At 65.9% G+C, this 26,690-nt stretch carries 24 protein-coding genes and 1 tRNA gene; 5 read left to right on the top strand and 20 right to left on the bottom strand.

Features of this window, described 5'->3' with window-relative positions; genetic code table 11:
* Positions 1-128: 128 nt before the first annotated feature.
* The 17 genes from ACT53O_RS15030 to ACT53O_RS14950 all read right to left on the bottom strand — a co-directional run bounded on the left by ACT53O_RS15030 (position 129) and on the right by ACT53O_RS14950 (position 17,977).
* Positions 129-554 (bottom strand): DUF4913 domain-containing protein, encoded by a 426-nt coding sequence (locus ACT53O_RS15030; RefSeq protein ID WP_476153332.1) that lies wholly within the window; start codon positions 552-554, stop codon positions 129-131.
* Positions 547-2,253, bottom strand: coding sequence for a type IV secretory system conjugative DNA transfer family protein (locus ACT53O_RS15025; protein ID WP_476153330.1), 1,707 nt, complete (start codon positions 2,251-2,253; stop codon positions 547-549). Before ACT53O_RS15025 ends, ACT53O_RS15030 begins: the two co-directional genes overlap by 8 nt.
* Before the next feature lie 80 nt (positions 2,254-2,333).
* On the bottom strand, positions 2,334-3,095 hold the full coding sequence (locus ACT53O_RS15020; RefSeq protein ID WP_476153328.1) for a DNA/RNA non-specific endonuclease: 762 nt from the start codon (positions 3,093-3,095) through the stop codon (positions 2,334-2,336).
* Entirely contained in the window at positions 3,092-4,639 is a 1,548-nt protein-coding gene (locus ACT53O_RS15015; protein ID WP_476153326.1) for an ATP-binding protein, read from the bottom strand. The genes ACT53O_RS15020 and ACT53O_RS15015 overlap by 4 nt, the downstream gene beginning before the upstream one ends.
* Entirely contained in the window at positions 4,636-6,177 is a 1,542-nt protein-coding gene (locus tag ACT53O_RS15010) for an SCO6880 family protein (RefSeq protein ID WP_476153324.1), read from the bottom strand. The genes ACT53O_RS15015 and ACT53O_RS15010 overlap by 4 nt, the downstream gene beginning before the upstream one ends.
* A complete protein-coding gene (locus ACT53O_RS15005) occupies positions 6,170-7,378 on the bottom strand; it encodes a hypothetical protein (RefSeq protein ID WP_476153322.1) in 1,209 nt (402 codons plus the stop codon). The genes ACT53O_RS15010 and ACT53O_RS15005 overlap by 8 nt, the downstream gene beginning before the upstream one ends.
* Positions 7,379-7,436: 58 nt before the next feature.
* On the bottom strand, positions 7,437-8,153 hold the full coding sequence (locus ACT53O_RS15000; RefSeq protein ID WP_476153320.1) for a DUF8175 domain-containg protein: 717 nt from the start codon (positions 8,151-8,153) through the stop codon (positions 7,437-7,439).
* Positions 8,153-8,458, bottom strand: coding sequence for a hypothetical protein (locus tag ACT53O_RS14995; protein WP_476153318.1), 306 nt, complete (start codon positions 8,456-8,458; stop codon positions 8,153-8,155). Before ACT53O_RS14995 ends, ACT53O_RS15000 begins: the two co-directional genes overlap by 1 nt.
* A complete protein-coding gene (locus ACT53O_RS14990; RefSeq protein WP_476153316.1) occupies positions 8,451-9,119 on the bottom strand; it encodes a hypothetical protein in 669 nt (222 codons plus the stop codon). Before ACT53O_RS14990 ends, ACT53O_RS14995 begins: the two co-directional genes overlap by 8 nt.
* Positions 9,116-9,841, bottom strand: coding sequence for a hypothetical protein (locus ACT53O_RS14985; RefSeq protein ID WP_476153314.1), 726 nt, complete (start codon positions 9,839-9,841; stop codon positions 9,116-9,118). The genes ACT53O_RS14990 and ACT53O_RS14985 overlap by 4 nt, the downstream gene beginning before the upstream one ends.
* A complete protein-coding gene (locus ACT53O_RS14980; protein ID WP_476153312.1) occupies positions 9,838-10,359 on the bottom strand; it encodes a hypothetical protein in 522 nt (173 codons plus the stop codon). Before ACT53O_RS14980 ends, ACT53O_RS14985 begins: the two co-directional genes overlap by 4 nt.
* Positions 10,360-10,440: 81 nt before the next feature.
* Complete coding sequence (locus tag ACT53O_RS14975) at positions 10,441-11,583, bottom strand: hypothetical protein (RefSeq protein WP_476153310.1); 1,143 nt, start codon at positions 11,581-11,583, stop codon at positions 10,441-10,443.
* Between the two features lie 125 nt (positions 11,584-11,708).
* Positions 11,709-14,336: a hypothetical protein gene (locus tag ACT53O_RS14970; RefSeq protein WP_476153308.1), complete on the bottom strand. Its 2,628-nt coding sequence runs from the start codon at positions 14,334-14,336 to the stop codon at positions 11,709-11,711.
* A gap of 401 nt (positions 14,337-14,737) precedes the next feature.
* The gene (locus ACT53O_RS14965) at positions 14,738-15,844 is read right to left on the bottom strand and encodes an alpha/beta hydrolase family protein (RefSeq protein WP_476153306.1); all 1,107 of its coding nucleotides are present in this window, start codon (positions 15,842-15,844) and stop codon (positions 14,738-14,740) included.
* Positions 15,841-16,773: a hypothetical protein gene (locus tag ACT53O_RS14960; RefSeq protein WP_476153304.1), complete on the bottom strand. Its 933-nt coding sequence runs from the start codon at positions 16,771-16,773 to the stop codon at positions 15,841-15,843. The genes ACT53O_RS14965 and ACT53O_RS14960 overlap by 4 nt, the downstream gene beginning before the upstream one ends.
* Positions 16,773-17,138: a hypothetical protein gene (locus tag ACT53O_RS14955; protein WP_476153302.1), complete on the bottom strand. Its 366-nt coding sequence runs from the start codon at positions 17,136-17,138 to the stop codon at positions 16,773-16,775. The genes ACT53O_RS14960 and ACT53O_RS14955 overlap by 1 nt, the downstream gene beginning before the upstream one ends.
* 146 nt (positions 17,139-17,284) lie before the next feature.
* Positions 17,285-17,977 (bottom strand): helix-turn-helix domain-containing protein, encoded by a 693-nt coding sequence (locus ACT53O_RS14950; RefSeq protein ID WP_476153300.1) that lies wholly within the window; start codon positions 17,975-17,977, stop codon positions 17,285-17,287.
* 306 nt (positions 17,978-18,283) lie between these two features.
* Between ACT53O_RS14950 and ACT53O_RS14945 the strand changes: the two genes are divergently transcribed.
* The 4 genes from ACT53O_RS14945 to ACT53O_RS14930 all read left to right on the top strand — a co-directional run bounded on the left by ACT53O_RS14945 (position 18,284) and on the right by ACT53O_RS14930 (position 21,477).
* Positions 18,284-18,637, top strand: a complete 354-nt coding sequence (locus ACT53O_RS14945) for a helix-turn-helix domain-containing protein (protein ID WP_476153298.1) — start codon at positions 18,284-18,286, stop codon at positions 18,635-18,637.
* Positions 18,638-18,729: 92 nt separating this feature from the next.
* On the top strand, positions 18,730-18,981 hold the full coding sequence (locus ACT53O_RS14940) for a hypothetical protein (protein ID WP_476153296.1): 252 nt from the start codon (positions 18,730-18,732) through the stop codon (positions 18,979-18,981).
* A gap of 236 nt (positions 18,982-19,217) precedes the next feature.
* On the top strand, positions 19,218-21,137 hold the full coding sequence (locus ACT53O_RS14935) for a helix-turn-helix domain-containing protein (RefSeq protein ID WP_476153294.1): 1,920 nt from the start codon (positions 19,218-19,220) through the stop codon (positions 21,135-21,137).
* 76 nt (positions 21,138-21,213) lie between these two features.
* Positions 21,214-21,477, top strand: coding sequence for a ribbon-helix-helix protein, CopG family (locus ACT53O_RS14930; protein ID WP_476153292.1), 264 nt, complete (start codon positions 21,214-21,216; stop codon positions 21,475-21,477).
* Between the two features lie 568 nt (positions 21,478-22,045).
* Here ACT53O_RS14930 and ACT53O_RS14925 read toward each other — a convergent pair.
* Both ACT53O_RS14925 and ACT53O_RS14920 read right to left on the bottom strand, forming a co-directional pair.
* Positions 22,046-23,614 carry a M12 family metallo-peptidase gene (locus ACT53O_RS14925; RefSeq protein ID WP_476153290.1) on the bottom strand — a complete coding sequence of 523 codons (1,569 nt, stop codon included), beginning with the start codon at positions 23,612-23,614 and terminating at the stop codon, positions 22,046-22,048.
* A gap of 887 nt (positions 23,615-24,501) precedes the next feature.
* On the bottom strand, positions 24,502-25,251 hold the full coding sequence (locus ACT53O_RS14920) for a hypothetical protein (protein WP_476153288.1): 750 nt from the start codon (positions 25,249-25,251) through the stop codon (positions 24,502-24,504).
* 325 nt (positions 25,252-25,576) lie between these two features.
* Here ACT53O_RS14920 and ACT53O_RS14915 point away from each other — a divergent pair, with 325 nt between their 5' ends.
* Positions 25,577-25,975: a hypothetical protein gene (locus ACT53O_RS14915; protein WP_476153370.1), complete on the top strand. Its 399-nt coding sequence runs from the start codon at positions 25,577-25,579 to the stop codon at positions 25,973-25,975.
* A gap of 98 nt (positions 25,976-26,073) precedes the next feature.
* Here the strand turns inward: ACT53O_RS14915 and ACT53O_RS14910 are convergent.
* Positions 26,074-26,148 (bottom strand) — tRNA-Ile (locus ACT53O_RS14910).
* Positions 26,149-26,690 lie beyond the last annotated feature (542 nt).

Genomic DNA, 26,690 nt, shown 5'->3' with positions numbered 1-26,690 from the left:
CTCAACGTGGCCTCTGCTCGCGTCGTGGCCAGAGGAAGAAGCTGGACCCGTAGACCGTCGTACGTCGGGCGGGTCCGCAATGCGAGCCTACTGCGCATCCCATCGTCAGGGTCGTAGATCTCGTCGGGCTACGTCGTCTGTGTCTCCCAGGCGAGCTTGGGTGCGGACTCTCCGTCGATCCGACGGTGTGCGAGGTGTCCCTCGTCGCATTCACGGAACACGCCGTACTCCTTATCTACAAGGCGCGGCAGGTGGTAGTCGATGACGTCCCGCATGAAGACGTGGAGGGAGGGTGCGCCCTTGTTACCGGCGATCATCAGCAGGTATTCGTCATAGATCGCGGCCAGGCGGTGCACCGCGTCAGGATGCTCCTCCCAGCGCGCGCACCACCGCTTCGTGCGGGCCTTTCCTGCGCCGCTGAGGTAGTCCTGCAGGGTGCCTTGGACGAACGCAACCAGCTCGGGTGGGGCGGATGCGAGAGGCACTTGTGTGACGAGCAGCCGGAAGCCGTCTTCGCCGTCGATGGCGGTGCCCCGGTCATCGAAGTCAAGCATCTGCATCTCCCCGCTGTGTCGACGTGTGGACCGAAGGGCGCTGCATTCCGACAAGAGCCTTAAGCCTCTTGTCATTGAACCAGGGCGTGGTTCGCGCGAGCGTGGGGCGGCATCCGGCGCCGGTGACGATCATTCGGCCAAGTGAGAGCGCACCGAGGTCGCGGACGTCCATGATTCGTTCCGTCCGTCTGTTGAGCTGCGATGATCCTCCGTTGCTCCCTGAGCTCGTCGACCGGTCGACGTACTCGTAGTCCCCGATCCGTTCGGACAAGTCGCGGCAGAAGGATACGGACGCGTTGCCGCCGGCGAAGACCTGAATCGTGCTCGCCGACCACATCTTCGCGAATCCGCCGTTCGGCCAGACGATTTCGCCTTGCTCCCAGTTCTGCAGCACGACCATGACGACGATGCCGCGCGAGCGGTAGTGCGTGAGACGGTCCGGCAGATCCGGGATGCGGCAGATGTTGCCCGCCTCATCCAGCAGCGCGGACAGTGGGGGGATCAAGCGGCCGGTCGGGCTTGTCTCGGAGTACCGTTCCGCTGCGTCCAGCACGGCCTTGGTGAGGGCGCTGACGAGGGGAGCGGCCGAGCCCGCACCTTCCTGTGAAATCAGATACAGCGTGTCTCTGGCTGAGCGCACGAAGTCCTCTGGCGAGAACTCACGCCGACCGCCGCCGGGCCGAACCCAGCTAGCGAGCTGGCGTGACGCGATGAACTCGACGGCTCCGCGCGCGTACATGAACACACCATCGCGGGCTCTGTCGTTCACGGCCTGAGCCACCTCGATTCGGGTGGCCAGTTCGGGGTATGCATCCTTGAGTGCGTCGACCGGTAATCGGCTGTCGTCGCGAGCGAGCCAGTGGAACACGGTAGGCAGGTACTCACCTGCGTGGGCAGTCGCGAACAGATAATCCGCCAGGAGACGCATTCCTCGCGTCTCCCAGATGCGGTTCCCGCCGGCAGCGTCGATCTGCGCCGCTGACAGCACAGCTGCAAGGTCGTCCGCGTCCTCGATCGTCCGGACGCCGGCGAGCGGATTCCACCACACCGCGTCTGAGGCGCCGGCGTGGTCTCTTCCCTGAGGATCGAACACGTGAATCGTCCCGACCGTCGATCGGTATGCGCTCGTCGCCTCGCGAACATCGGGCTTCAAGGAGGTGCTGAACACGGGCCCCGGGGCATCCAGCACGTTCGGGATCACCAGCGCGGTCGACTTCTGGCGACCGGGACCTGCGAGCACGACCATCGAAGACTCATATGACGCGCGCAGCGGCGCTCCGTCGACGACGCATGAGCCGAGAGACATGCCCCGATACACCTTCGGGTCCATCCCTAGGTCCTTGTGCAGCCTCGCGATCCGACGTGGCAGCAGCGGCGCAATTGACTCTCCGCGCCCCATGTGAACCGCTGCGCGATCCTCTTTCGCCTTCCCCCGACGCGCGACAACCGCTGCAGACACCGCCACGACCAGGATGACGGCCAGCGCGGCCCCCACAAGCACCGCCGCAGTCGTGTGCTGAGGCGTCCATGCAGCCTGTCCGTAGAGCAACGGCAGCGGGCTGGACGGCGAGAGCTCGCCTGTCGTCAACCACACCGCGACGCTAGGGGTCATTGCCGCTGCAGCGGCAATGACCAGGATGAGAAGGATGACGAAGGCCGTCGCCGTGTCATTGCTAGTGCGTCGTGTGACAGCAGACATGACTCCTCTTTTCCGATAATCGCGATTATGTCAGAAATAGCTTCTGATCAGGGTTTTACTGCCCGCTTCCCCGGCGGTGCTCATTGGGGGCTTTCAGGGTTGGTGGTGAAGGTTCCGTGCCGGTAGTCGATCGCCCACCCGTAGGCGGTGTTCGACACTTCGACGCGCTCGTCGACGGCGCCACCGTCGCACGAACGCAGGTCGACGAGGACGCTGCGAGGCAGCAGCTCGTCGCCCTGATAGACGGGGGTCGCGGCGTAGTAGAGCGGGCAGCTGTCGCCGGCGCCGGTGTCGAGGTATGCGCGGGCCACGGTTTCGGGGTACGCCATCCCTCCCGCGTACTGGCCTGCCCGTTTCGTTGAGCCGACATTCTGTGTCCGCGTGCCGGTGATGAGGTTCGCGGCGATCGCCGCCCCGCCAAGAGAGTCGGCCACCAGGTGCGACCGGTTGAACACCCAACCCTTGTACGCCTCCGAGCCGGCGACGCCCGGCACGGCGGGGATGATGACCGAGCCGTTGCGACCCCACCCGGCCGGGTCAACGGTGATCTCTTGGCGGCCGCGGATCTGCGCGTCGCGGCGGAGCGTGCTGGTGAGCTCCCCGTACGCGCACGTCGCCCGGCCGAGCACGTCGACGGGGCAGTACTCGACGACGCCGGCGGGCGCCGGCGCGTACGGTCGCTGCGCCGTACCGAGGACTGTGTAGTAGTCCCGCTCCCGCGTGCTCGATGCGCCAGTAGGTGTCGGTGCTGCGGGGCGAGCGCCCGTGAACGCCCACCCCGCAACGAGCACCGCGGCCGCGGCCGCGACAGCACCCAGAGGCCAGGTGCGTCGACGCCTCATGCCGTCAACGCCCGTTCGGCCTCTTCACGGCGCTTGGCGCGGAACCGCTCATCGGTGACGTGTAGCTGCTGCTGCGTCTGTGTGCGGACCATCTGCACCGGGATCCCCGGGCGCCCGTCGACCTTGAACAGCACCTTCCCCGCCCCGGGTGGCGGCGTGGTGGTCGTCTGCGCTGCGACGCTTGCTCCCCAGGACTGGGCGCCGTTGAACCCGGCCACCATCGAGATCTCCGGTTCAGTGAGCGGCTTGATCTGGGCAAGGTCGCGCAGGTCCTCCCCGGTCAGTGCCATCAGCCCCCACAGGCCCGTCTTCTCGATCAGCCCGCGCGCCACTTCCCGGTCCTTCGGGTCGGGAAGAGCGAGCATGTCTTTCGGGGAATGCGTGATCTTCATCTCCGCCACACCTGCGCTGCGGTTGGAGCGGGCGAGAGCGTCGACGCGATCGGCAATGCCCGCCGTCGACCGCATCGGATACCAGAACTCGTCCATCAGACTCGTGTACCCGTTCCAGGCGACCTGCGGCGTGTACCTCTCCCCTGCCTCGGCGGCCGCGGCCGCCTCCCGCTGATCGGCCTGGTACAGCTGCCAGTGCGCATCGATCGAGTCCATGCCGAGCGACCAGGACATGAGCATCGCGGTCGACAGGAGCTTGGTGGCGTTCTGGTCGATCTGCGACGTATCGAAGCAGAACCCGCCCCGGTTACCCGGATCGATTTCCACCGATTCGGTGCCGCCGAGAAGGCGCCCGAGATCTCCGGACAGCATCGCCCGGATCGACTGCCCCAGACGCCCGTGGGTGTGCTCGAGCTGCGCGGCGTCTGCCGCCTGCGCCAGCGCCAGCACGTCCGGCGACGGCGACTCGAACGCACGTAGAAGATCGCCGGTCACCGGCGCCTTCTCACGGGTCAGGATGCTGTGCACCAGGGCCTCGAGCATCGCGTCCTCGAAGTCCTCCAGTCGGGAGCCGCGGCTGACGCGAAGAGCAAGCTGCGTCTGTTGCACCACACGCCACTCCGCCTGCTGCGCGAGCTCCGCACCGACCGCCCCGCCGATGCGAGCGGCGGCGCGGCCCATCGGCCCGGGCGAGAGAAGGTTGAGGCGGTGAGTCGCGGTCGGACCGAACTCGAACACGTCGCCGCCGGCGGCGGAGACGAGGCCCGTGTGCTCACCCTTCTTGAGCGGGTTGAACACGGCCGGCACCATTCCCCGGCCCATCATCCCGAGCATCATCGTCTGCGCGGTGCTCGACTTTCCCACTCCATTCAGGCCGAGCAGGAACGCGGATGGGGAGCTGATCACGCCGGCGTCGAACAGGGAAGCGTGATCCATGCACACGGCCGTCCCGCTGATCAGATCCCGCCCCAACGGCGCACCGGAGGTGGGGCGGGCGGTGCCAACGCTGAACGGGTAGATCCCGCACGCCTGAACGGACGTCGCACCCCACATCGCCGGCTGCGGAACACGACTCCACTTCCCGCCGCCCGCGCCGAAGAAACCGCGCAGACCGCGGGTGCGCGGCGGCGACCAGCCACGACGGGGGCTCACGCGGCACCTCCCAGGTAGCGCTCCACGGCTGTCTCGTACTGCCACGGGAGCATCCCCAGCGGCAGCGTCGCGTGGAACGCGGGGCCGGCGTCTGCGTCGCAGAACCGGTACGCGACGCTGGAGCGTTCCAGCAACGTCTTCAGCTGCAGTTCCGCCTCCCGGTAGGAACGCCTGTCGACGTCGAAGGTCACCGTGACAGCCATCCCGAAGTGCATCATCGCAGCGCCCCGGTCACCGATCTCAGCTTCCGCCTTGCGGGCATGGTCGACTCGCCGCTTGTCATCGTGACGTGGCCGACGCTTCGCTGACTGCAGGAGCTCAGCCTGGTCGCTCATCGCCTCCACCACCCGTTGCGACTTCCCGAAGCTGAGCGGCCGATAGAAAACCGTCACCCGCTTACGCAGGAACCGGTCAGCGGGAGCCATCAACGCCTCGAAGCGCTGCTCCGTGATCCTCTGCCGCGGCGGCGCGAGCACGAGAGCGGTCATCGACGCGACCCCATCGTGCAAGCACACGCGCCCCACCGAATCATCGAAGTACTCCGGGCCCGCCTGCGTGACCTTCAACCCTTCACGGTGGCCACGCGTGAGGTTCGTGGCGTACTCGGCCGCGCGCGCCGGGTTGTACGCCGTGCGCACCGCCCGCGCCAACCCTTCGCTCGTCGCGACGGCCACCAGGCCGCCACCGGCGTGACGCAGCGCATCGATGTGGACGGGGAGGCGCGCGGCAACCTCCGTCACCGCGTCCTCGAGCGAGTCGGCCAACGCTGCCACCGACCACGACACCGTGACCCACACGGAGATCGCCGCATGACGGCCCGGCAACGCACGAGCACCCTCTCGCGTGGCCCGCTGGGCAACCTCCGGGGCGCCCGGGTCGATCTCCGCCTCCTTACGTGCGACCAGCGGCGCCGAAGAGGTCAGTGCCGAATCGTCGGTGGCCGTAGCGCCCACGATCGCCGGGTCCGCCGACAGCGAGCTCAACCACTCCGCGTACCAACCCACACCGCCGTCGACGCTCAGCTGGCTTTGCAGGGCGCGGCCGTCCGGGTTGCACTCGAACACCGCTGTCAACACCCGCGGCTCCGGGTGATACAGGAGCGTGAACGGGCGGCCGAGACCGTCCGTCCCGCTGAACTCCTGCAGCCGCGACAGCACCCCAGGGAGGGCGGTCTGCTGGTCCGCCGGCAGGTTCGAGAACAAGCCCGTGTTGAACCGGGCCTCGCCACGGTGCACACGTCCCGCGAACGACCAGGCCACCCCGAACCGTTCAGCGATCGTCTGACCGCTCGCCCGATCCCCGAACCGGACCACGAACAACAGCTCGAACAGCACCATCAGCAGCAGCACCAGCACCGCGACCTGCCACACGCCGAGCATGAACAAGAACATCGCCCCGAGGATCGCGCCGATGAACACAGCCCACCCCGGAAGCGTCAAACCGCCCAGGGTCGCACGACGCGTGGGCCACCAGTTGCCGTACTTCCGCCGCACCTCCCCCACCCGATCGCCTGTCGAGTTCATCACTGTGTCACTCATCCAACATCTCCTCTACCGACGCGATACGACCCCGCGGGATCATCGACACCACATCTCTCGCACCCGACCAGACCGACCCGCTCGACGGCCCGCCGCTACCGCTCGACGCATCGCTGGCGCCGCCGGCGGGCGTGACGGATTGCTCCGCCGACTGCTCGACCGCGCCGCTGCCGCCTGCACGCGAGGGCGACGTCCCGCCGTTCCCGCTCGCGGACGACCCTCCTTCGGGCCCGCCGGCACCCATCTCGCCGCCCGTTCCCGACACGCTTCCGCCACCGGCGCCACCCTCCACCGCACCAGCAGCACCGCCGGCGGTGCCTCCAGCGCTAGCGGCGCCTCCGGCCGCAGGAACGGAGCCTCCACCTGTGACAGCCATCGCTCCGACCGCGACGGCTGTCGTGGCGGCCGCTGCGGCGACGCCCATCATGGTCTGCCACGCCCCTGCGCGACCAAGTGCCGCCGTCGCCGACACCAACAGCCGCATCAGCGCTGGCAGCGCTATCACCGCGATGAACGACAGGCCCAGACCGATGAACGCGGCCTCTACCCCGTCACGCCCGATCCGCAGTTTGAACGCGAGGCCGTAGATGCCGGCAGCGACGGGCGGGTAGATCAGGAACGCGACCAGCCACGCTGTCACCTTCTCGAACCCCGACTCATACTTCTCGATCAGGCCCGCCGCTGCCGCGACCGGCCAGAACGGCAGCAGCGCCGTCAGGCCGATCGCCCGCGCGATCATGAACACCCATTGAACGCCCACGACGATTACGCCGAGAATGCCGAAGATCACAGCGAGGAGCCCGTTCTGGGAGAACATGGCCACCTCACCGATAAGCGAGTCCCCCGGCCGGATCATCGCGGAATCCAGAATCCACTTCGCCAGCGCCTTCATACCCGCGGCCATGATCGAGAAGCCGATCACGCTCGACGTCGTGATCAGCACGACACGGACGAGCTTGCCCATCGCGTCCTTCGCCGGCTCACCACGCACCGAAAACGCTGTCCGGGCACCCGCGGTCACCAGGCCGATCAGGACCAGCAGCGCCACGACCGGCGTGGACACGAAGCTGAACCACTCCCCCGTCTCGCCGCCGAACACCCCCTCGGGCGCGTTACCGATCCAGGACGTCATGAACCCGTTCCACAGGTCGTTGACGCCCTTCAACGCCGCCGCACCAATCCCGCCGAGGGTCCCGTCCACGGCCGCCTGAGCGCCACAACCGAAGATGTTCCCGAGGGCGGCACCGGGGGTGCTGCAGTCAGCCATTACGCCCCCAGGCGGTGAACTCGTCGGCGAACAGGTCGACAGGCAAGGCGCCACCGCCGAGGTCGTTGGCGCGATACCGCCAATCCCCTTCTGTCCACACCATCTGTGCCGCGATGCCCGTATAGCCCCGCTGGCTCCCGGGGACCTTGAACACGACGCGCACGAGAGCTGTATCACCGGTGTAGTCATCGATCCGGAACCCCGCGACGGTGCCACCTTGCGCCGCGAGGCCGTCGACGATGGGGTTCTTCCCCGTCGCGTCGAGCTCCCGCCCGGTCTCGACGTACTTCGCCTTCCCCGGGCTGTCCGTGGCCCAGAACGCGGAGGCGGACTCCGCGCTGTGGTCGACCATCGCGTAGAGCATCGACGTCGCCGCGAGGGCGGCGCCGATCGGTGAGTGCTCGAAGCAGACGGGGAACCCCTCAACCACTCTCGTGGGTCCTACGGTGTCGGACACCGGCCAGGTCACGCCCTTCGAGGCCGTCCACCGGAGATCTCCGGGAACCTCCCTCGAGGACGAGGTACGCTCGCACCCCGCGCCGTCCGCTGAATCGGTCCCGGGCGCGGCTGCAGCTGTGGGGGCGGGCTGCCCCTGCGGGGCATCAGCCCTCGGCAGGAGCAGCCCGACCGCGCCCGCGACCAGCGCGAGGACGACCACGACGACAGCACCCCAGAACAGGAGCCGGCTGCCTGCACCCTTCTTCGTCATCACGGAGCCGGGATGCAGTTCGTGGAGATCGAGTTCAGGAAGATCCCGGCGATGCCTGTCGCTGCGCCGATGAGGATTGCCCCGATGATGATCTTCGCCATCGTCCCGACCACTTGCTGGCCGCCGTCCCGGTGGGAGAACGCGATCGACACACCACCGGCGACCAGTGCGATCACGATCGCCGCTCCCGCGATGATGAACGCCCACAGCTTCGCCGTGTCGAGGGCGTTCGTGGCGTCGGTGGGCAGGCAGTACGGGGTGGCGGGCAGGATACGGCCCGCGACGTTCACGATCAGCTCATTCATTTGTGTTCCTCCAGTTATCACGGACCGTTGCGGCGACTTTCGCCACAACGCGCTTCACCGCAGCTGATTCAGCAGCCGCGGACATTTCTTTCACCCACGGCACCGGCACCACGGGGGCAACCCCCGACAGCACCCGTATTGCGCGGCGCACATCGGGCGACGGCTTGTCGGGCCCCGCCGGCACAGCCAGCACCGCACCGGCGACAGACGCGAATCTCTTCGCGCGCTCGATCCCGTCGACGCTCGCGTGGGTCACTACCAAAGCGGGGCCCGTGAGCCCGGTGCTCGCCTCGGTCCCGCCAAGCAGCTCTGCCCACGTCGACGTACCCGCGCCTTCGCCGGCCGCGACCACCCACAGAGGCCCTACCTCGATCGACCCCGCCGGCATCACCTCGACAGGCCCACGCCGTAGGAACGCCTTCACCATGCCCGTCGCGTCAACCTCGAACAGGAACCTGTCCAGCTGGGGGTGCGCGAGACGCACCTGCCACGGCGCCGGCCCTGGCGCCGTCCGCAGCCGTGCTTCGAGAATGTTCCGCACCGATCGCTCTGCCGCGACCGATGACCCGTCGAGCGCCCAGGACGGTGCGCGCATCAACCCGAGCACTGCTGTCCGCTCCGCCTCACGGGAGCTGCGCCCAGTCAGCTGACGCAGCTTCACGCCGCCGCCGTTACGGTCTGAGATAGCCGCACGGCACACTGCTTCGCCAGCTCAGCACCCCCGTGAATGTGGGGGCACACCACCGTGCCCCCATCGCCCACGAACACGCCTCTCCAGCCGAGCGAACCGCTGGGCTTGCGCACCTTGCGTACGCGAATCCGCTCCTCACCCTCAGGCTTCAACGGCACCTCGCACCGCAGTGCCAGCGCACGAAACGCGACCTCGTACGCTTCCCGCAGCGGGCCCGCGATCTCCGCACCAGAGAGCGGGCGATCCATCGCCGCATCATCGGCACGGATCATCGCCAGCGCGATCGTCGACTCCACGCACCGACGTGCGAGGTCCCCGCACTCCCGAACCGTGAACACGCGCGTCACCAGACCGGTGATCGCATCCAGCTCGGGGAGGAACACCGACCGGAAACGAGCCGAGCCCCCGAACGTTGCGATCGTGCTCACCCGGCCTCGCACCCACCGCCGCTCAACCAGCAGCTCGTCGACCAGCTCGACGTGAACCCGGCGCAGCGCAGACACCAGCCCAGCAACCTCGTACCGGTCCCCCGCCGACAGGACGGGCAGCCGATCCGCGAGCTCCGCCGCCTGGACCCGCAACGGGTTCTCGTCAGACGCGAACCGTCCCGCCGCGACGACCAGCAGACCCGGCAGCAGTGAACGCACCAGCCAATCCATCGCCACGGTCGGCGTGACACGCATCGTCGTCATTGGCTCATCGCCTCCAGCAGTACGCACGCGTGCTCGTACGCCTCTTCCAGGCGTTCCGGCACGAGCTTCCGGTCCATGCACAGCTGCGCCAGCATCAACGAGCGGCAGATCGCGGCGACCGAAGCGCGATACGCATCCGTCACAACCACGCCCGTGCCCGGCAGCTCACGCACCAGCGCGACCACATCTACGAGGGTCGCGAAACGCGCCTCCAGCATCCCCGATACCGACCCATGGAGGGCGAGAAATCGGATAGCGCTTCCCCTCGACTCCAGACGACCGGAAATCTCTTCCGCATCGCGGAGAAGACCGCCCCGAGCCTCACGAAGCCAACGGGTCACGGAGTCGACTTCACGCTTAGGGTGCGTCGTCGCGGTGATGCCCGGAGTATCCAGCAGTGCGTCCGCAGCGTGGCGAATCTCTAAGCCGTAAGCGCTGGATCCCGTGCTCACCCGCAGCACCGCCGGCGTCACACACCGCAGCACCCAATGGACCGCATCGTCGCGGTCGACGATCAACGCCCGATCCTGAAACCGCACCAACCTGGCCCCCGCCGGAGCGATGCGAACATCCCCCTCAACCAACACAGTTCTCTCCGTTCAGAAGTCGATCGCGTTGCACTGGTAGGAGATCCCCCACTCGTCACCGGCCTGGTTCTCCCACACATTGGTGATGGTCGAGTCCGCTGGTGCGACGAGCGCACTGCCCCAGTTGGCCGAAGCCGAGCCACCGGACCCCTGGCAGGCGCTACCGGTCATAAGGATCGGGCCTCGGGGAATCGCTGGGGTGCCGCCTCCAGAGCCCCCGTTCGATCCCCCGGAGCTACCACCGCCGCTCGAGCCGCTCGAGCCGCCCCAGCTGCCCCCTCCGCCACTCGACCCGCCGGAGCCGCCAGATCCGCCGGTGTTGCCAGAGTCGCCTCCGCCGGTGTTGTTCTGGTCGGCGGCGATCGCGGCATCGTGGGATGCCTTGGCCGCGTTGACCGCGGCAACGTACGCACCGACGAGGCCGGCGGTGTCCGCGGTGCTGGGACGGTCCGCGCCAGCCTTGCGCGCCTGCAGCGCGGCAACGGCGGCCGCGAGGGCCTGCTTCTCACCGTCACCAGCGCGGTCGTAGACGAGTGTTGCGCCCTTCGCCGCGGCCGAGGCCACGAGGTTGTCGATCGCGGTCTGCGCGGAGGTGAGATCGTCACTGATCGTCGCCTGTGCGGTGCCGGCCTGGCTGACCAGGCTCGCTGTCGTGGACGTGTAAGAGGCGGCGGTGGTCGCCGCGTTGTTGAGGTCATCGGTTGCCGCCGACTCCTGCAGAGCACCCCATTCAGCGATCGCGGGAACGTCGATCGCTGGCGTCGTCGCGGAGGTGCGCAGCTGTGCGATCGCCGCGGCCGCCGCGTCACGCGTCGCGGGGTCCGCGACCAGATCGGCGGGTGTCTGGTCGACGATCGCCTGCAGGGCGTCGGCCTCCGCCACGGCGGCTTTGCTCTTCGCCGCGAGCTCCGCAGCGGTCTTCGTCGCGGTGTCCGCCGCCTCGGCCGTGGTCGACGTCGACTGACGGTACGCGTCAAGAGCCGCGGTGTGCTCTGCGGCGGTGACGGACAACGGGATAGCGATCGCCGCTGCGATCGCCACGGCGGCGATGCCGGCCCACGCCCACCATGGCATCTGCCGGCGGCTCGTCGCCGGGGCGGACTGCTCAGCAGTCTCCGCCTCGGGGGCCTGCTCGGGAGAGTTGTTCTCTGTCATGATCCTCGTCCGTCTCGTTGTTTCTGTGGGTGCCCCGCGGGGGCTCTGGGGAAGCCCCCGCGGGGTCTTAGGGAACCGGCGACACCACCACCGCAAGGGGGTAGCAGAGCAGCGCCTACCGGGGGTTACTGCTGGGCCGTGGCCTCATGACGGCGGCGACGGACCGCTGCGGCCCCAAGGACCGCGATCGCTCCGAAGCCGAGCGCCCCGAGACCTCCGAAGAGGACCCACGACGACGCATCCGCGTCGCCACCGGTCACCGCAAGCTGCGCCGCGTCGACGGGGATCGTCTCGGACGGCTCCCCGCACTCGCCTTGCGCGACGATCCGGCCCGTGGCGTCACGGCTCGTCTCGACGAAGTAGACGGTGCTGGCCTTCGAGCTCAGCGCCGGGGTGAACTTCGCGGAGTCGATCTGCAGGTCCTTGACCAGACCGCCATCGAGGGTGATCGGGTCCGAGGTCCAGATGCGGGTCTGGTCGGTGCAGACCTTCGCGCCGTCGAACACGCGGTACGCCTCGAACGTCAGCGTGCCCTTCTCGGGCACCTGCCCGTTCAGCAGCGCGGTGTCGAAGATCGCCTCACCCGGCTTGGCCGAAGCGTTGCCGCTGTCGGTCTTGGCCTTGGTGGTCACGTCGACGACGAACGTGGTCTCGTTCGGCAGGCCGCACAGGCCACGGTGGATCTCGTTGCCCTTCGTGGAGCTCAGCACCTCGACCCAGTGGTACTGGCCTTCGACCTGGCTGGGAGCAGCCGGCGACACGTAGTCACCGGTCGTCTCGACATGCTGCGACTGTGACGTCCACAGGAGGTTGCCCGCCTCGCAGACCCACTCCCCCGCCTCGTTCTTCGTCGCCTTGTACAGCTCGAAGTGCAGGTCCGCACCGTCCGCCGGCAGCGTGCCGGTGACCGTTGCAGTGTCGGTGATGGTCTGACCAGGCTTCACGCCGGGCTGCGCCTTGGTCGCAACCTCGGGCAGGGCGATCTTCTGAATCTCCGAAGGGACGCCGTAGTCGTCGGTGAACGGGCGGACGTAGCCCGGACGTGGCTGATCCTGGTCGTCGATGCTCAGCACCCACACGATCCATCCGCCCTTGGCATCCGGGGCCTGAATGCCGCCGTCAGCGAGAGAGGCCGGCGTGGTGATGTTGCCGACGTTCGTCACCTGCGTCGAGTACGTGCCCAGCAGGGTCGCCGTCGACGGGATCGCCGTCGCCGGCACACGCGCCGGCTTCTCCTCGCTCGTGTCGTGATACGCCTTCCAGGTGATTTTCACCGGGACGTTCGCCCCGTTCTCCTGCAGCCAGTAGCCGCCCGAATTGATCGTGGCCGTATCCTGCGCGACACCACTGAGCGGCACCTCGTCCGACTTCACCTGGGTCACGCCCGTGATGTTCATCGGAACAATCGACGACTCCACACGCTGAGCGAACCGGTCCTGCCACGCCCAGCCGCTGACGATCACGCGCTGCGAACCCGCGGCCTGATAGGTCGCCTTGATGTTCCACACCCACGTGTAGAAGCCGCTCGTCGCCGCTGTCGTGTTCGTCGTTGCGCTGTACGGGACGGTGGGGCCGTCCGTCAGCGAGGTCGTGATCGTCGCCTCACCCGCAACCGGCGCACCAGCCGGAACCGTGTCCGACTCCTCTGGCAGCGACTGGAACGGCCCGTACACCACGCCCGTGGCCTTCACCGGCACGTAGTTGCCGGTCGTAGCCGAACGGAACCACGGGTTGTTGAGCCCGTCGACCGAGGCCGTGGAGAACACCAGCTGATCGGTGAACGGCTGACCCGCCTGAACGAACGTCGTCGCCGTCGTCGACAGCACCGGAGCGAACACCACCGAGCGGGTGTTCGGGTCCATGCCCGACACCTGGAAGTTGGACTGCACCTGCACCGGCCCGATCGGCCGCACCATGCGCTGCATCCCGCCACCGAACTCCAGAATGTCGACCTCAGCCGGCCACACCGTGCCGCCACCGGTCGACCAGTTGCCCGTGCCGGAGATCTTGTACGTCGTCGCACCCTCCGGCGGCAGCCCGTACACGCTGTAGTCGGTGTTCGCCTGCGCGTTCGACTTCACGTTCGACTCGCCAGCATCCTGAACGCCGTTGCCGTTGTCGTCGAAGAACCCGTTCGTCAGGGTGATGTCACCCGTCGACCCCGCGGTCCCCTGCATCCGAACAGTGCCCTTGAAGTTGTTGTTGTGATCCACGGCGAAGAAGAGGAAGCCGGAGCCGGGCGTCGTCGAGCCTCCGATCGTGATGCTGTTGGCCTGGTCGACCATGGAACGCGCCGCGGCAAGCACCGCGGGACCCTCACCGGACTGGGATACGTACTTGGCCATGCCGTCCACGCCGCCGTTCTGCAGGTACGACGCCACAGCGGTATCGACCGCAGCCGCGGTCACAACGTCGCCCGTGCCACCCCACGTGCTGGAGATGTAGTTCATGCGCCCCAGCTCAGTCCCACCAACGGCGTGCTGATTTCCCGAGCCGTTCGCGCCCAGGCTCATCGCCCGGTACACACTCGTCGGGCTCGACCCGATGGGAGCGTCGTACGTCCAATCGAGGCAGTAGACCGCGCTGCCGTCCTGAATCTGCGCGCCACGGAAGCCCCACGCGCCAAAGTCGCCATACAGCGTCAGGCCCGCACCCTCCGACGTCGCCATAGCCGGCGCCGCCACCGCGAAACCGGTGACCGCGACGCCCGCCACCGCAACCGCAGCGACGCTCCGCTTCACACGCCGCGACATGCGCCGCCACCTCTTGTGCAGCTCACCCCGCGTGACGGGGGGCCTCCCGCTCCCTACGCTGGTGTTGGTTCCAGATGAATGCATGAGTTCACTTCCTGTGTCTTTTTTCTGGGACAAGACGGGAGCTCGAGGTGCGAACTCGGGCTCCCGTCGCCATACCGCCCATGGGCGATACCGCCCATGGGCGCTACGGACGACCGGGGTTGCAACGCCAGAGGCGTAGGGGGGGCGTCAGGGGGCAGGACGCCACCGCCCGAGACAAAGGACGCGCGCGCGCCTAGAGCGCGATGTGCAGCGTCGTCTGAGACGAGCCTTGATTCACAGATGCTGTGATCCACGCGAATGCCCCCATTCACTCGATACGAGGGCAACACTACGTGTTAATTAGCCATGCGGCAAGTTCAACGAGGGTTAATTAACCATTCGTATACTTCTGACTGAGCCACAGTGTCGGGCACGGTCAGCTCGAAGCCGTGGGGAGACGCCGTTGTTTCCACCAGGGTTGTCGTCCAGGGGTTGGCGGCCGCAAGCTTCACTGAGCTGCTCCAGGGCGCCACCTCGTCACCCTGGGAGTGGATGATCAGCGTGGGTACGGGAATCGATGAGGGGCCGGTCCAGTCCAACGCGCGAACGTCAACCGGCGAAGGTAGGCCCAATAGTCTCGCGCCAGCGCGAGACCGCAGCGTGAGGCCGGCGAGGACGCCCGTCCACCGAGGAAGACGCGCTTGCTCGGCTCCATGCTGGATCGTGGCAGGCCAGCTGGACACAGGACAGATCAAGATCAAATCGTCGACCGCCTTAGGGCTGCGCCGCAGCAGCTCGAGTGCGAGCGCAGCGCCCATCGACCAGGCCGCCACAGTGATGCGCTTCGCGCCATGCTCTCGCGCGAAGAGGACGGCGTCGCGCAGCTCCCGCCACTCCTCTGCGCCGAGAGTCGCGGCTCTCGCTGGCGGCCCGTCTCCCGCGCCACGGTAGGTGATCGTGAGCGATGTGGCGCCGGTTTCCGAGGCGATCGCGACCGTGCGGAGAGTCACGTTTCGGGAGGTTCGGATGCCCTGCACATGTATGACCCACCGCGTTGGATCACCCTTGAACAGCCACGCTTCGCGTAGCTCACCGTCTGCGACAGGGAAGTGCACCACTTCGAAGGGCCCGATCTCATCCGGGCCTGCGTACTTATGAGCGATCCAGGAGCCTCTGCCGGTGCCTCGGCGCTCCGCTGCGGGCCCTTGCACGCGCCGAACCACCTGCCCATCGCGAACCTCTACAACATCGCCGACCCTCACGGGCGGCAGGGAGAAGTCGTCCTCCAGCCGAAGCAGGTATTCACCGCGAGCGACCGTCTTGTGGTCGGCCGGAAGGGTGACGAGGCCGCTACTGAACGTGACTGGCAGTGTCCGTCTACTGGGTGTGGCCTTGACCACCTTCTTGGCCAGGACGACGCCCACGGCTATAGCTACCGCCGCGCACCCCAACAGCACCGTGGCCGCCACAATCACCGCGATCATCCGGCAGCCCTGGGCGATGCCGACATCGTCATGATCCGAGGCGCAGGTACCTGCAAGTTCAGCAGGAAGGTTGCGAATCGCAGCACAAGCCGTTCCGAGCGCGTCAGTTCGACCGCGTTGCCGAGATCCGCAATCTGAACAGCCAGCCGATAGGTGTCATGAGCGGTAGCGCGCCATGCCGGGGTTGACTCACTCGCCGCACCCGGATGTGCTGCCGCCGCACGCCGCAGCAGAGCCGCCGCGATCCGCAGCGACAGCACACGTACCTGCCGTGCGGCGGGAAACCAGGCGAGACCGCCAGCGATCAGCAGAATGCCCCCGTAGAACAGCGGAACGAACAGGTCCCCTAACCACTCCGGCCGCGCGCCGAGGACGCGCGCTGTCAGGTACACAACTTCGACGACACTCGCTGTGCCCATGAGAAATGCACCCACACGGACCACCACGTACGGTCGGGCGCGACGCTTCCCCAGCGCCAGAATCATCCAACCCATCAAGTAGGCAACGTACGTCATGTAGATCGACGCATACAGCCACAACCATCCGTTCTGCGCCGTCGATCGGATGAAGGTCCCACTCGTCGGGCCACGGTCCATCAACGCGAAGGGGATGATGAAGGCGATCAGCACCAGGCCAAGCTCGTAGACGGCACGCCTGGAGGGCCACTCCCCCGTCGCCATGATGCGCGCCGTCACCGTCATAAACCAGATCGCCAGCGTGGCCAGCACGTTCTGGAGAAGGTTCACCACGTTCGTGCCCCCGAACCACGAGTCAACCGTCTCGAGAGGCACCGCCGACCCGCCCATGAAGAGCGCGCCCGCGCCCGCCAGCAACGCCAGCTCGCTCATCGTTCCCGCCCCGCCACGTCGAAGCGCGGGCAGACGGTAGATTCCGAGCGCCGCCAGCGCCAGGAACGCCGCCAACTTCATCAGCTCAGCACCGCTTCATCCTCGCGGTACTTAGGGCCTAGCATCAGCTCAGCGATCACTTGGGAGAGTTTCTCCGCTTCCGCTTCACGCACCGCCTCTTCGTCGAGGAAATCCACGTCCCGCTCGAACTCGTTCATCGCCACACTGCGAGCGAGCATCGTCTGACCCGCGCGCGGCGTAACCCCAGTCCGCCGACCGGAAGGAAGCGAAGAGCAGCCGGTGTGCTCGAGCACGAGGTGCGACAGTTCGTGAAGAACACTGTGGAACTGATACCAGCGCGGGTCGGACTTGCGAACCAGGACCTGTGCCTTTCCCTCCGACAGCAGGACTAGGCCTGTGACCGTCTCCCACTCCTTGGTACCCACAGGGCTGATCTCAATCGTTCGCCCACACGTGCTGGCCACGAGCTCAAGAAGTGTTGACAACGTCGCGCCCCGTGACAGACCAAGTCGGGAGACAGCTTCCGCCACCCGGCGCTGCAGGTCCGCGGGACTGACCGACAAAACGGACATCAGCCGACGTCCTTCCCATCGCTACCGGCGGCGCGAAGCGACGCGGCGATCGCCCGCAGACCCGCAGGGCTCACGTCTCCGACCGAGCGAGCGAGCACCCCGTCGCCGCCCACGGCGCGAATGGCATCACGCAGCTCAAGCTGCGCCTCAGCGGCATCTGCAACGTCGCTGTTGGAAAGATCCGCAAGGTACCCGAGGTCGACACCGCTGTACTCCGCTACGAGCTCAAGGACTCGGAGCGGAACCCTCCCATCCCCCGATCCATCTCGCAGTCGGATCCAGTCGTCCTCGGTGAAGGCGATTGCCCGTTCTGCCGCGAGGCTCGCGAGCACCGCGCCATAGAACGGCTCGCCTGTGGACCTCGGCGTCTTCTCAAGCAGCTTCAGACGGCGGGACAGCTCGGACCGATCCAGATCGGCCATCGGCTCGAAATCATCGCTGTGTGGCTGCATCTGGGCGGCTCGCCGGGCGAGCTCAAGCGGGTGCACCTCAAGCGCCGAAGCCAGCAACTCCCAGTCGTTCACGTTGAATGGCGCGTTGAAGTTGAGCCGCCCGGAGACGTAGCTCGGGTCTTTCCCGATCCGCGACGCAAGCTCCTGAATGGTCAGGCCCTTCTCTACCCGCAACGCTGCCGCAGCGCTCGCGAAGGCGCGGGCCCACTCCGATGCTTCACCCATGCCGCGAATGCCCATGCTTCCATCGTACGGAATGGCTAAATAGCCCGACACTTGTGAAAGCGTCGGCGTTCACGCGACTCTCTTCGGTCTCGCTCATCCTCGGGCCATCTCACATCTCGCGGTTGGGGCTTTCCTCCATTGAGAGATGCGACACGGGCCGATTTATTGCCCGAGATGCACCGGCCGGCCGACCTTTGTTCGAGTCGGGCCGGTCTCCGCAGCCTGCGTGCCCTCCATCGGCGGTGGTCGCATGTATTGAGTAGCACTACTTAGTGCGCTACGGGATGTCGAGAGAGAGGACCCCTGCGAGAATGACTAGCTATGCCCTGGTACGCAGAGCGGTTACTGCCGCCCGATGTGGAGCGCGCCATTAACGTTCTCGGAGCGAACGCTGCTCGCGTCGCCGTACTGGGGTACATCGTGGAGCATCCCCACTCCACCGTTCGAGAGATCGCCGACGGGACTGAGCTGGCACTTGGGACTGTGAAGAACCATGTGGCAGCCCTCGTCGCTCTGGGGGCACTGGAGGCCGACCCCGCTCCGTCGGTGCCATACGCACTTCGGCGCGGGATGCGCACGCGGTACCTCGCACAGAGGCAACAGCTCGCCGAGCAGTACCAGAGGCTGGGGCGCCTCCTCAAGCTCGACGACGAAGGTGAAGAGCCTTCCGTCTGATGGGGTCCCCCCTTCGCTCAACCCTCCACCTTCTCTTGAATCTTGGTGTGTCGCGTCGTGAGTTAACCCCAAGCTCAGGGTTAAATGACCCCATGACCGAGACCACCAGACGCGTATTCCGGCGTCCCCGAGGGACGCTCAACGACCCCGTAATGCTCGGATACGAAGCAGAGCGGGTCAACAAAGAGCGATGGGACGCTCTTGCAGCCTCACTGGAGATGTCCCCGTCGGAGCTATTCGACGTCATGGTGGTCAACCTGCAGCTCGACGCCTACGGGCGACCGGTCTGGCTGCCGGCCCGCCCCCTCAAGGATGGAGTGCTGGATATCGGCAAGGTGGCATAAACGACTTCACCCCCCGCCTGACGGCGAGGGGTGAAAAGTGTCAAGTCTGATCCGCTGAAAGTTTGGCGACAGAAGCGGATCTGTTCAGAAGAACCGGGAAAGACCCGGACCTTCGTTGTACCTAAAAAGTTCCACTGGAGGGTGGTGACTCGATCGTACCCGAAAACACGGCTGTAGGCCATAGCACAGACGCGCGTTTCGTGCGCGATTTGCCCCTATATTTGCCACGGGACCCGGTGTCGGGCTCTGTGGGGACGGTCGCGGACGTCTCGGAGGCGTGGGCGTTGACGCGCGCGCTGGTCCGTCGGCGTTACGTGAATGTGATGATCGCGGAGGCGGACGGTGTTGTCCGCTCGAACTCGTACCCGCGGAAGTACCCCTCCTCGAGCCCGTTCTTCCCGTCGACGCCATGGACGATCGATCTCACCGACGAGCACGGCCGGTTCTGGATGGCCGTTTTCGACCTGGACGCCAAGCGCACCGAAGACTTCGAGCAGGCCGCGGAAGATCTCGGCGTGCTCATCCGCACCCTCCGCGCGCAGAACCTCCCCCACGTCGTGTGCCGCTCATCCCCCACGGGCGGATTCCATGTCTTCCTCGCCGTTGATGGTGTCGACAAGACCGTCATGGTCCGCCTCGCCGCCGCCGCTAGAGCGGTGCTGCCTTCGCTGGACCATGGTCTGCTTTGCAATGACCGCACTGGCGCGGTGCGGCCCCCCGGCGCGCCCCACGCGAAGGGTGGCGCTTCAGCGGTTATGGAGGGCGACGCAGCCTCTCTGGCTACGCCCACCATCAGCACCGCCGACCTCGACCGGCTCATTGCAGCGTTGCAGCAGCTGCGTCCCGCCGTCGACGCGACCACCCAGGCTGTGACGGGCCCCGTCTCCCCCACGCATCAGGTGCACCGTGACTTGCCGTCCTGGGGTGCTGCGCATATGGCCACCATCGGCGGCGGAGCCGACCCGTCACGCACCGGATACCTGTGCCTCCTCGCCGCGGCCGTCGCCGGCTGGACCCGTCAGGATGTCGAGCACGCCGCCCGCACCGCGCCGGGGATGGAGCATTACCGCACCCGCCGCAACCCCTCCACCGGCCGTCGTGAGCCCCGCAAGCCGCAAGAAGCCGCCGCACGCCTTGACCGGCAGTGGGAGAAGGCACTGAGCCGCGCCAGCCTCTACCGCTACGCCCCACAGGACCGCACAGACAAAGACCTCACCGAGCTCGCCGGCATCGTCGACATGGCCGAAGGCCTCCTCCGCGCATTCCGCGTCTCCCCCGGCCGCTGGGGCACCACCGAACCCGCCCTCCACGACGCCCGCGTCCTCACCGCCCTCGCCTGGCTCGCGCTGCGCTCCGGTGCCCGCGACACCGCCGCCTCCCTCCGCACGATCGCGGACACCACCGGCATGGCATCCACCACCGTCGACCGCTCCCTGCGCCGCCTCCAAGACGCCGGCCTCATCCTCCGCACTCGCGAGTCGCAGGGACTCGACGCCGCGCTTTGGAGGGTCACAGACCGGTTTTCCACACTCACCGGACAAGACGGGCCACTTCACGACGTGACCGCCCGCCCCCCCGGTCACCTCTTCGACGTCAGATCCGCTCTCCTCGCGGAGCTCGAAAGACGGCTCGACGCCGGAAGACACGACGTGTTTACCCGCACAGCCCTCGGACCAACAGCACGCCGCGTGTACGAAGCCCTCTCCCCCACCCCGAGGGAGACAGCCGAGCTGGCATGGACAGCCGGCGTTCCGCAACACAGGGTCAGTCGTGCCATTCAACGGCTGCGCGAGGTTCGTCTCGCTGTCGCATCCGGCCGTTCATGGCGGCGCACCGCCCACGACCTCCGAGACTGGGCAGCACGCAAGCTCGGCGTCGAGGGGATTCTGAGGCGACGACGGGTCCGCCACGCCAACGAACGGGAGCAATGGGCCTGGTGGCAAAACCACCTCACACGCAAAGCCGGCCGACGCGGACGCGAACGAACCGGCCCCGCCCAAACCCTCATCTTCCAACTCACCGACACCCACGGAGGACCAGAAGCCTGGCCCACCTACCCCACCCACCCCGACGGAACCGCAGACCACCCCACCGCCTGGACATACATCACCCAAGGACTCCTCCAACACCTCCGCAACACCGAACTCGCCGCATAACCCCGAAGGCAACCGCAGCGCGGAGGGCGGCAGCCCCGTCGCCGCCTCAATATCTGTTTCGTGTTACGATACTGGTATGGGTAGGACGATGCGGGGCAAGGAGATCTCCGAAGCTCAGGTCAATGAGTGGGTTGCGGAAGCTGAAGCCGGTTACGACGTCGAGGAACTGCGCCGTCGCGCCGGCGGTCGACCCGCCCGCAACGACGTCGCCGCACCGACCGTCTCGGTACGGCTGACCGAAGCTGAGCTTGCTGCCCTGATGGAACGTGCCGAGCGTGAGCATATGGACCGGTCGACCGCGATCCGGGCTGCACTCGCGGCCTGGTCTCACGCGGCATGAAGGTCCGTAGCGGAGCGCTCAAACACGGAAGCCTCGAGGCAGACGTGATCTACGCCGCGACGTATCCTCTGTTCACTGCGACGCTCGATGATGAGAACCCCGCCAGCCAGCTGCGCATCGGGTTCGACCCACATGGCAGGCTGCTCGAGGGCGGGAAGGACTTGAACCTGCGCCCTACGGATTATGGTCCGCTGCTTTAACCAGAATCTCCAGAGACCCGGCAGCGCGGACACAGCCATCCGGCGGTTTAGGCCATTGATCACGCGGACATTGGCCGAACGACGCCGCGATGGTTGCACCGATCGGGTCGTCGAGCTCGGCGCTGGCCCCGCGATGAGGTGACAGGGTCACAACCTCTGCAAGCCGGGCTCATCCGCCAGGTCCCCTGGGGCTTTGCTCACCAGCCGCCGGTGGTCAAGGCGATTAGGGCGGCCCGCCCGGGTGGAGCATGGCGGAATGGAGCGGGGCTCTTGGACGCTGAGATCATCACGAGCGCGTCCAAGAGCCCCGCTCCGGTTTTCCGGCCTATCTCGCGCGCATCAAGGCTGGCGCGGCAGGCAGGCGATGGTCAGCGGAATGCTGCGACTTTTGGGGCGTAGGCGTTCATGGCTTTGACGCCGTCGATGCGGTCGGGGATTCCCATGGGGAGGCCGGTGTCGGACATGTAGCGGTGCGGGGTGGAGTAGTAAGGGATGTCGTTGCCGCCCATGACAGTCTTTATCAGCCCGTAGCCGCGGTTGATGTTCGCTGTCTCGTTCGCGTGAAGTAGATCCAGCAGGTGGCCGAGTTCGTGGCGCATCACATTGTTGCCGCAGTTCGTGGAGCCGGTAGCGACTGAGTTGAAGTCGCTGGCGCCCAGCCAGGCAACTCCGCATCCGGATTCGGTTCCGATGTAATAGATGAGGTCTGCTGAGAGCTTGTTACGTCGCTCCTGCGCGGGAGCATAGGAGCGCAGCCCCGAGAGCGCTTCGCCGATGGTGGTCCAATTCTTGTTGGGCTGGAGTGGTTCGATGCCGACTGAGCGGTAGCGGAAGGTGGCTCCTGAGTTTTCGAGGGCTTGGTTGGTGCGGGCGAAGCTTTCGGTGAGTCGGTCGCGCATTGCTTGTTCGCCGAACTTTCCCGCAGCTGTGGTGCTGTAGAACATGAGCAGGTCGATGGTGATGGTCTCCCGTTCCCATCGCCCCTTCTCGTCGGTAAGGAAGGTCACGTCCTCACCCGGTTCAACGAGAACGACGAGCTCACCGGTGTTGACGTAAAGGGGTGACGTGGCCGTGGACTTAATCACGACACGGCTGCCGCTGGGCTGACCCGCGGGCAAGAACAACGGATGCTTCAGATCCCTATCCTCCACGGCGATCACGGTTCGCGGGACGGTGAGATTTGGCATCACGCCCGCATCGAAGTCACTCGGGCGGTAGTGACGCTCCGGCGCGGAGATCACAACCCACTTTTCCTTCTCCCGCACATACATGAACTCATACTTACCGCCGGGGCTGACCACGAGGGGTCCTGAGCTTTCCACGTTCACGGGATCGATTCGTGTCTCGCCGAGGAAAACGGACTGAACCGTCATGCGGTCTCGGTCGCCGGGCTGTGCGGGAAGCCTGAGAACGGGAAGGTTCTCAGGGACAACGACAACTTGCGTTCGAGGTGAAGTGGGCTTCGGAAGCTCCGCCGCCGACGCGGCAACAACACGCAAAGGCGCCCCCGCGACGGCCCACGCATGAATATCCGCTTCCTCGCTGGAAATATAGCGCAGGGTGTATTCATCACCGGCTTTGATCGTCGCAGTCGAAGCGTAAAGAAGATCCTCAGCGCGAATCGACGCGTCCCACGTGGCCTTCGAGCGAATGACGATGACATCGTTGTGATTCGCCTTGGCGGGCAACGCAATCTCCCCCACCCAATCCCCATCGGCCAACGAGAAAGTGATCTTCGAGTACCCCGTCGGCAACTGACCAGAACCCCCAAGACCATTCGGAGTCAACGAAATCTCACTCGAAGGCGCGGCAGCCAGCCCCTCGCCCGCATCACCGTCCGCATCCCCTTCCTGATCGTGGGAGACCTGATGATCTCCTTTCAAAGCCTCGAACAGGCTGGATGAGACATTGATATCGCTGTCGACACCGATGCTCAATCCTGTTGCGTACGCGGACGTCGGCAATCCGCACACAACGACAGTCGCCACCACGGCGGACGCCCACTGACCAGTCTTCCTCCGAAACAAAATAAGCACTCCTTCAATCAGGCATCACTAACAGGGCCAGCCAATCCGCGTCTCCCGTCCTGCCGTATGCTCCACCGCCGCATTAGGTACCCGTCCTGAGTGAACCGAGGTAGAAGCAAGAGACAGCGACCACTTAGGTGAACTCCGCGTGCTTGCGGGATACCTACTGCAGGGTGAAGGCCGTATAGTCGTCGGGTTCGGGCCGCGGTGCGGAGTGAAGGCTTCCGCTCCGCACAAGCCTGCTGCTGTTGTCACACGTCTAGTGGCTAGTCAGGGCGCACTGATCGGCGCTCTGCGGCCCGAACACCTGCTGCAAATACGGAAAGAGTCAGCGACGCGCCCACAAGGCTTTCCGTCGATAGGCCCACAAGGCTGTCCATCTTCGGGATCCGGGCCCTGCATGTCGGGCACCTGCACGTCGCGGGGCCCGGATCCCGTGCCTAGGCATGGGATGACCGGAAGCGGTTAGCGTCACAATATCGTCTCAAAGCTAAGAACCACGGGATCGAGCTCTGCAGACGGACAACTATCTACATCGAAAAAGCGCGCCCGGATCGCCCTCCTCATTCTCAGAAGAGAACGGCGCCCGGCCCGCCACGGAGCCCAGGTTTCTCCTACGAAACATGCGCGGACACGACGATGCAGAAAGCCGTTCACGCCGCTGTTCGACAAACGGGCACCGAAGCGCTGTCGACGCTCATAACGGCGTGACAAATCTGATCTGCGCTCCACGGAGCCAGGTCACCTAACGAGCCGAAGAGTTCTGCTGCGCAGCGAACTACCCGACGAGGCTGGTCTCACTCCACCTTTACTCTGCCAGCGCGAACCTCACCAGCGTGTTCCCGCTCACGGGCGACCGCAGCCTCATGCGCAGCCCTCGCCGCATAGACCGCAGCCACATAGTTGATGAGCAACGCGGCCGTGCCTGCCGTAGTAGGTCGGTCTGCACCCTTCGGGAGCTCCTCCAACGCGACCACAACTGCCGTCAACGCCTGCTGCTCCCCCTCACCAGCATGCTCGAACAACAGCGCTGCCCCTTTTTCGGCAGCGGAGGAAGCCAGCGCATCAACGGTGGCCCGGACGGCTTCAAGGCTCGCATCAAGCATCGCCCGAACCTCCACACCCTCGTCAAAAATCGCCGCAACCCTGGCCGCATAAGAAGAAGCGGACATAGCCGCCGCGTTCAGCTCACTCGTCGACGCCCAACCCTCCAACGAAGCCCACTCCCCAACTCCTGCAACCACAGGCATCGCGAACGTCGTCGCTACACGCAACTGTGTAACGGCCGAAGCTGCCGAATCTCGCACCGCCGGGTCAGCAACCAAATCAGCATCCAGCTGATCAAGGATCGCCTGCACCGCATCGGCCTCATCCGCACCATCCTGCTGCGCCTCCGCCAAACCCGCCACCACCCGCATCATCCGATCACTACCAGCCGACGCGTCCGCAACCGCAACCTGATACGCCGAAACCGCGGAAGCATGCGCCACCACCGCCACGCCAACAGGAACAGCAACGCCAGCCACTACAGCCAGCGAAGCGGCCACGCCACTCACCCGCCACACCAGTCCAGACCGGCCCGAAAAACGTGCGACGACGGCGCTCTTCCCACTCTTAACTGAAGACACAAAGACTCCTAGGAACGGATCTCACACAATGCGACACGCGCGTCCGCGCCACACGTACTCGGCAGGCCCACTAATAGGTGGCAGTTGGCTCACCGGTGTCGAAAAGTAGGTGTTGCAAGACGCGGCTGTGGGCAAGCTCTCGCGGAGGGAACTCCGCAACGACGTTGTCCGAGCAGCGAGTTCATGAGCTAAGCCTGTCGAACCTCCACATACCCATAACCCCACCGGACAAGCACAGCTCGGGCTGAGAGCCTGGACGTGCACCACCTGCGGCGCCCGACACGACCGGGACTGTAACGCCGCAAAAAGTATCCTCGCGGCTGGACGGGTGGAGAGACCAAACGCCTCCGGAGAGCAAGCAGTGTCCCAAGCCTCGGTTTCGGAAGAGTGCTCGGTGAACGAGGAACCCTCAACGCCCGAGAGCATCAGCAACGACGAGCAGAGATTCGACTGTCGCGCCGACGTTGACCGCGTGTGTAACCAGAGTTCCTCACCGGAACCTTCGTTCGGAATAGCGGCACCCAACGACGACGTCGTCGCCGTTAGGAGCTCAACCGAGCAAAGCCCGCGTAGCGCCAGCCCATCGTGGCTAAGCCCCGGGAGAGCTTTACCCACGCCAGCTGGCGATTTCATCGCCGACTGAGCTGTCATACGGAACCGCCCGGGCGAGAAACCGGCAGTCTCCACTACAAGAACGACTGCCGGGACTTAGGGCCCGAGAGCTGAATTTCTCATTCAGCGCAGGTGTGGGCAGGACTTGAACCCGCGACCGACGGATTATGAGTTCGCTGCTCTAGCCAGCTGAGCTACCAACCCAAAAATGTACCTGGCGGGCGAGTTTGGCATTCGACCAAAAGCCTCGCTGCGCACCCCCTCTCGCGACCAGATCTATGAGTCACCCATAGACAGACCACCCATCTTCCAGTACGCCTTACCAAATCCCCTTCCCAAACTGAAAGCACGTCAAGTGATTTGGTGTGCCGATGTCTGCACACACGGGGAGAGGGGCTCATTGAAGACTTAACCCGGTCACGGACCCTCAGGCACCCACTTCCGTGACAAGCGATTCGTCGGCGCCTGACCTTCCAAACGGGCGTCGCTCCGCAATCGATGTCCCATCTGTCACCGCACCCACATTTAGGGGGATGCGCCGCTGGACATCACGCCTAGGTGACGATACGCGGGTCTATGGTGCGCGTGTTCGTGCGCGTGTTCGTGTTCGTGCGCGTGTTCGTGTTCGTGCGCGTGTTCGTGTTCGTGCGCGTGTTCGTGTTCGTGTTCGTGTTCGTTGTGTGTGGAGGGTTGTTTGTGAGGTTTCGGTTTGGGGTCGCGGTTGCGGCTGTTTTGGGTGTTACAGG

It is taken from the genome of Microbacterium sp. DMC48 (assembly GCF_056313825.1).
The sequence above is the reverse complement of the archived record's forward strand: the minus strand, read 5'-3'. Positions and strand labels throughout refer to the sequence as shown.

What these genes read in the sequence shown, in the direction of transcription:
- ACT53O_RS15030 (WP_476153332.1), bottom strand. Translation starts at nt 554, where the DNA reads ATGCTTGACTTCGATGACCGGGGCACCGCCATCGACGGCGAAGACGGC.
- ACT53O_RS15025 (WP_476153330.1), bottom strand. Translation starts at nt 2,253, where the DNA reads ATGTCTGCTGTCACACGACGCACTAGCAATGACACGGCGACGGCCTTC.
- ACT53O_RS15020 (WP_476153328.1), bottom strand. Translation starts at nt 3,095, where the DNA reads ATGAGGCGTCGACGCACCTGGCCTCTGGGTGCTGTCGCGGCCGCGGCC.
- ACT53O_RS15010 (WP_476153324.1), bottom strand. Translation starts at nt 6,177, where the DNA reads ATGAGTGACACAGTGATGAACTCGACAGGCGATCGGGTGGGGGAGGTG.
- ACT53O_RS15000 (WP_476153320.1), bottom strand. Translation starts at nt 8,153, where the DNA reads ATGACGAAGAAGGGTGCAGGCAGCCGGCTCCTGTTCTGGGGTGCTGTC.
- ACT53O_RS14995 (WP_476153318.1), bottom strand. Translation starts at nt 8,458, where the DNA reads ATGAATGAGCTGATCGTGAACGTCGCGGGCCGTATCCTGCCCGCCACC.
- ACT53O_RS14985 (WP_476153314.1), bottom strand. Translation starts at nt 9,841, where the DNA reads ATGACGACGATGCGTGTCACGCCGACCGTGGCGATGGATTGGCTGGTG.
- ACT53O_RS14975 (WP_476153310.1), bottom strand. Translation starts at nt 11,583, where the DNA reads ATGACAGAGAACAACTCTCCCGAGCAGGCCCCCGAGGCGGAGACTGCT.
- ACT53O_RS14970 (WP_476153308.1), bottom strand. Translation starts at nt 14,336, where the DNA reads ATGTCGCGGCGTGTGAAGCGGAGCGTCGCTGCGGTTGCGGTGGCGGGC.
- ACT53O_RS14965 (WP_476153306.1), bottom strand. Translation starts at nt 15,844, where the DNA reads ATGATCGCGGTGATTGTGGCGGCCACGGTGCTGTTGGGGTGCGCGGCG.
- ACT53O_RS14960 (WP_476153304.1), bottom strand. Translation starts at nt 16,773, where the DNA reads ATGAAGTTGGCGGCGTTCCTGGCGCTGGCGGCGCTCGGAATCTACCGT.
- ACT53O_RS14950 (WP_476153300.1), bottom strand. Translation starts at nt 17,977, where the DNA reads ATGGGCATTCGCGGCATGGGTGAAGCATCGGAGTGGGCCCGCGCCTTC.
- ACT53O_RS14945 (WP_476153298.1), top strand. Translation starts at nt 18,284, where the DNA reads ATGCCCTGGTACGCAGAGCGGTTACTGCCGCCCGATGTGGAGCGCGCC.
- ACT53O_RS14940 (WP_476153296.1), top strand. Translation starts at nt 18,730, where the DNA reads ATGACCGAGACCACCAGACGCGTATTCCGGCGTCCCCGAGGGACGCTC.
- ACT53O_RS14930 (WP_476153292.1), top strand. Translation starts at nt 21,214, where the DNA reads ATGGGTAGGACGATGCGGGGCAAGGAGATCTCCGAAGCTCAGGTCAAT.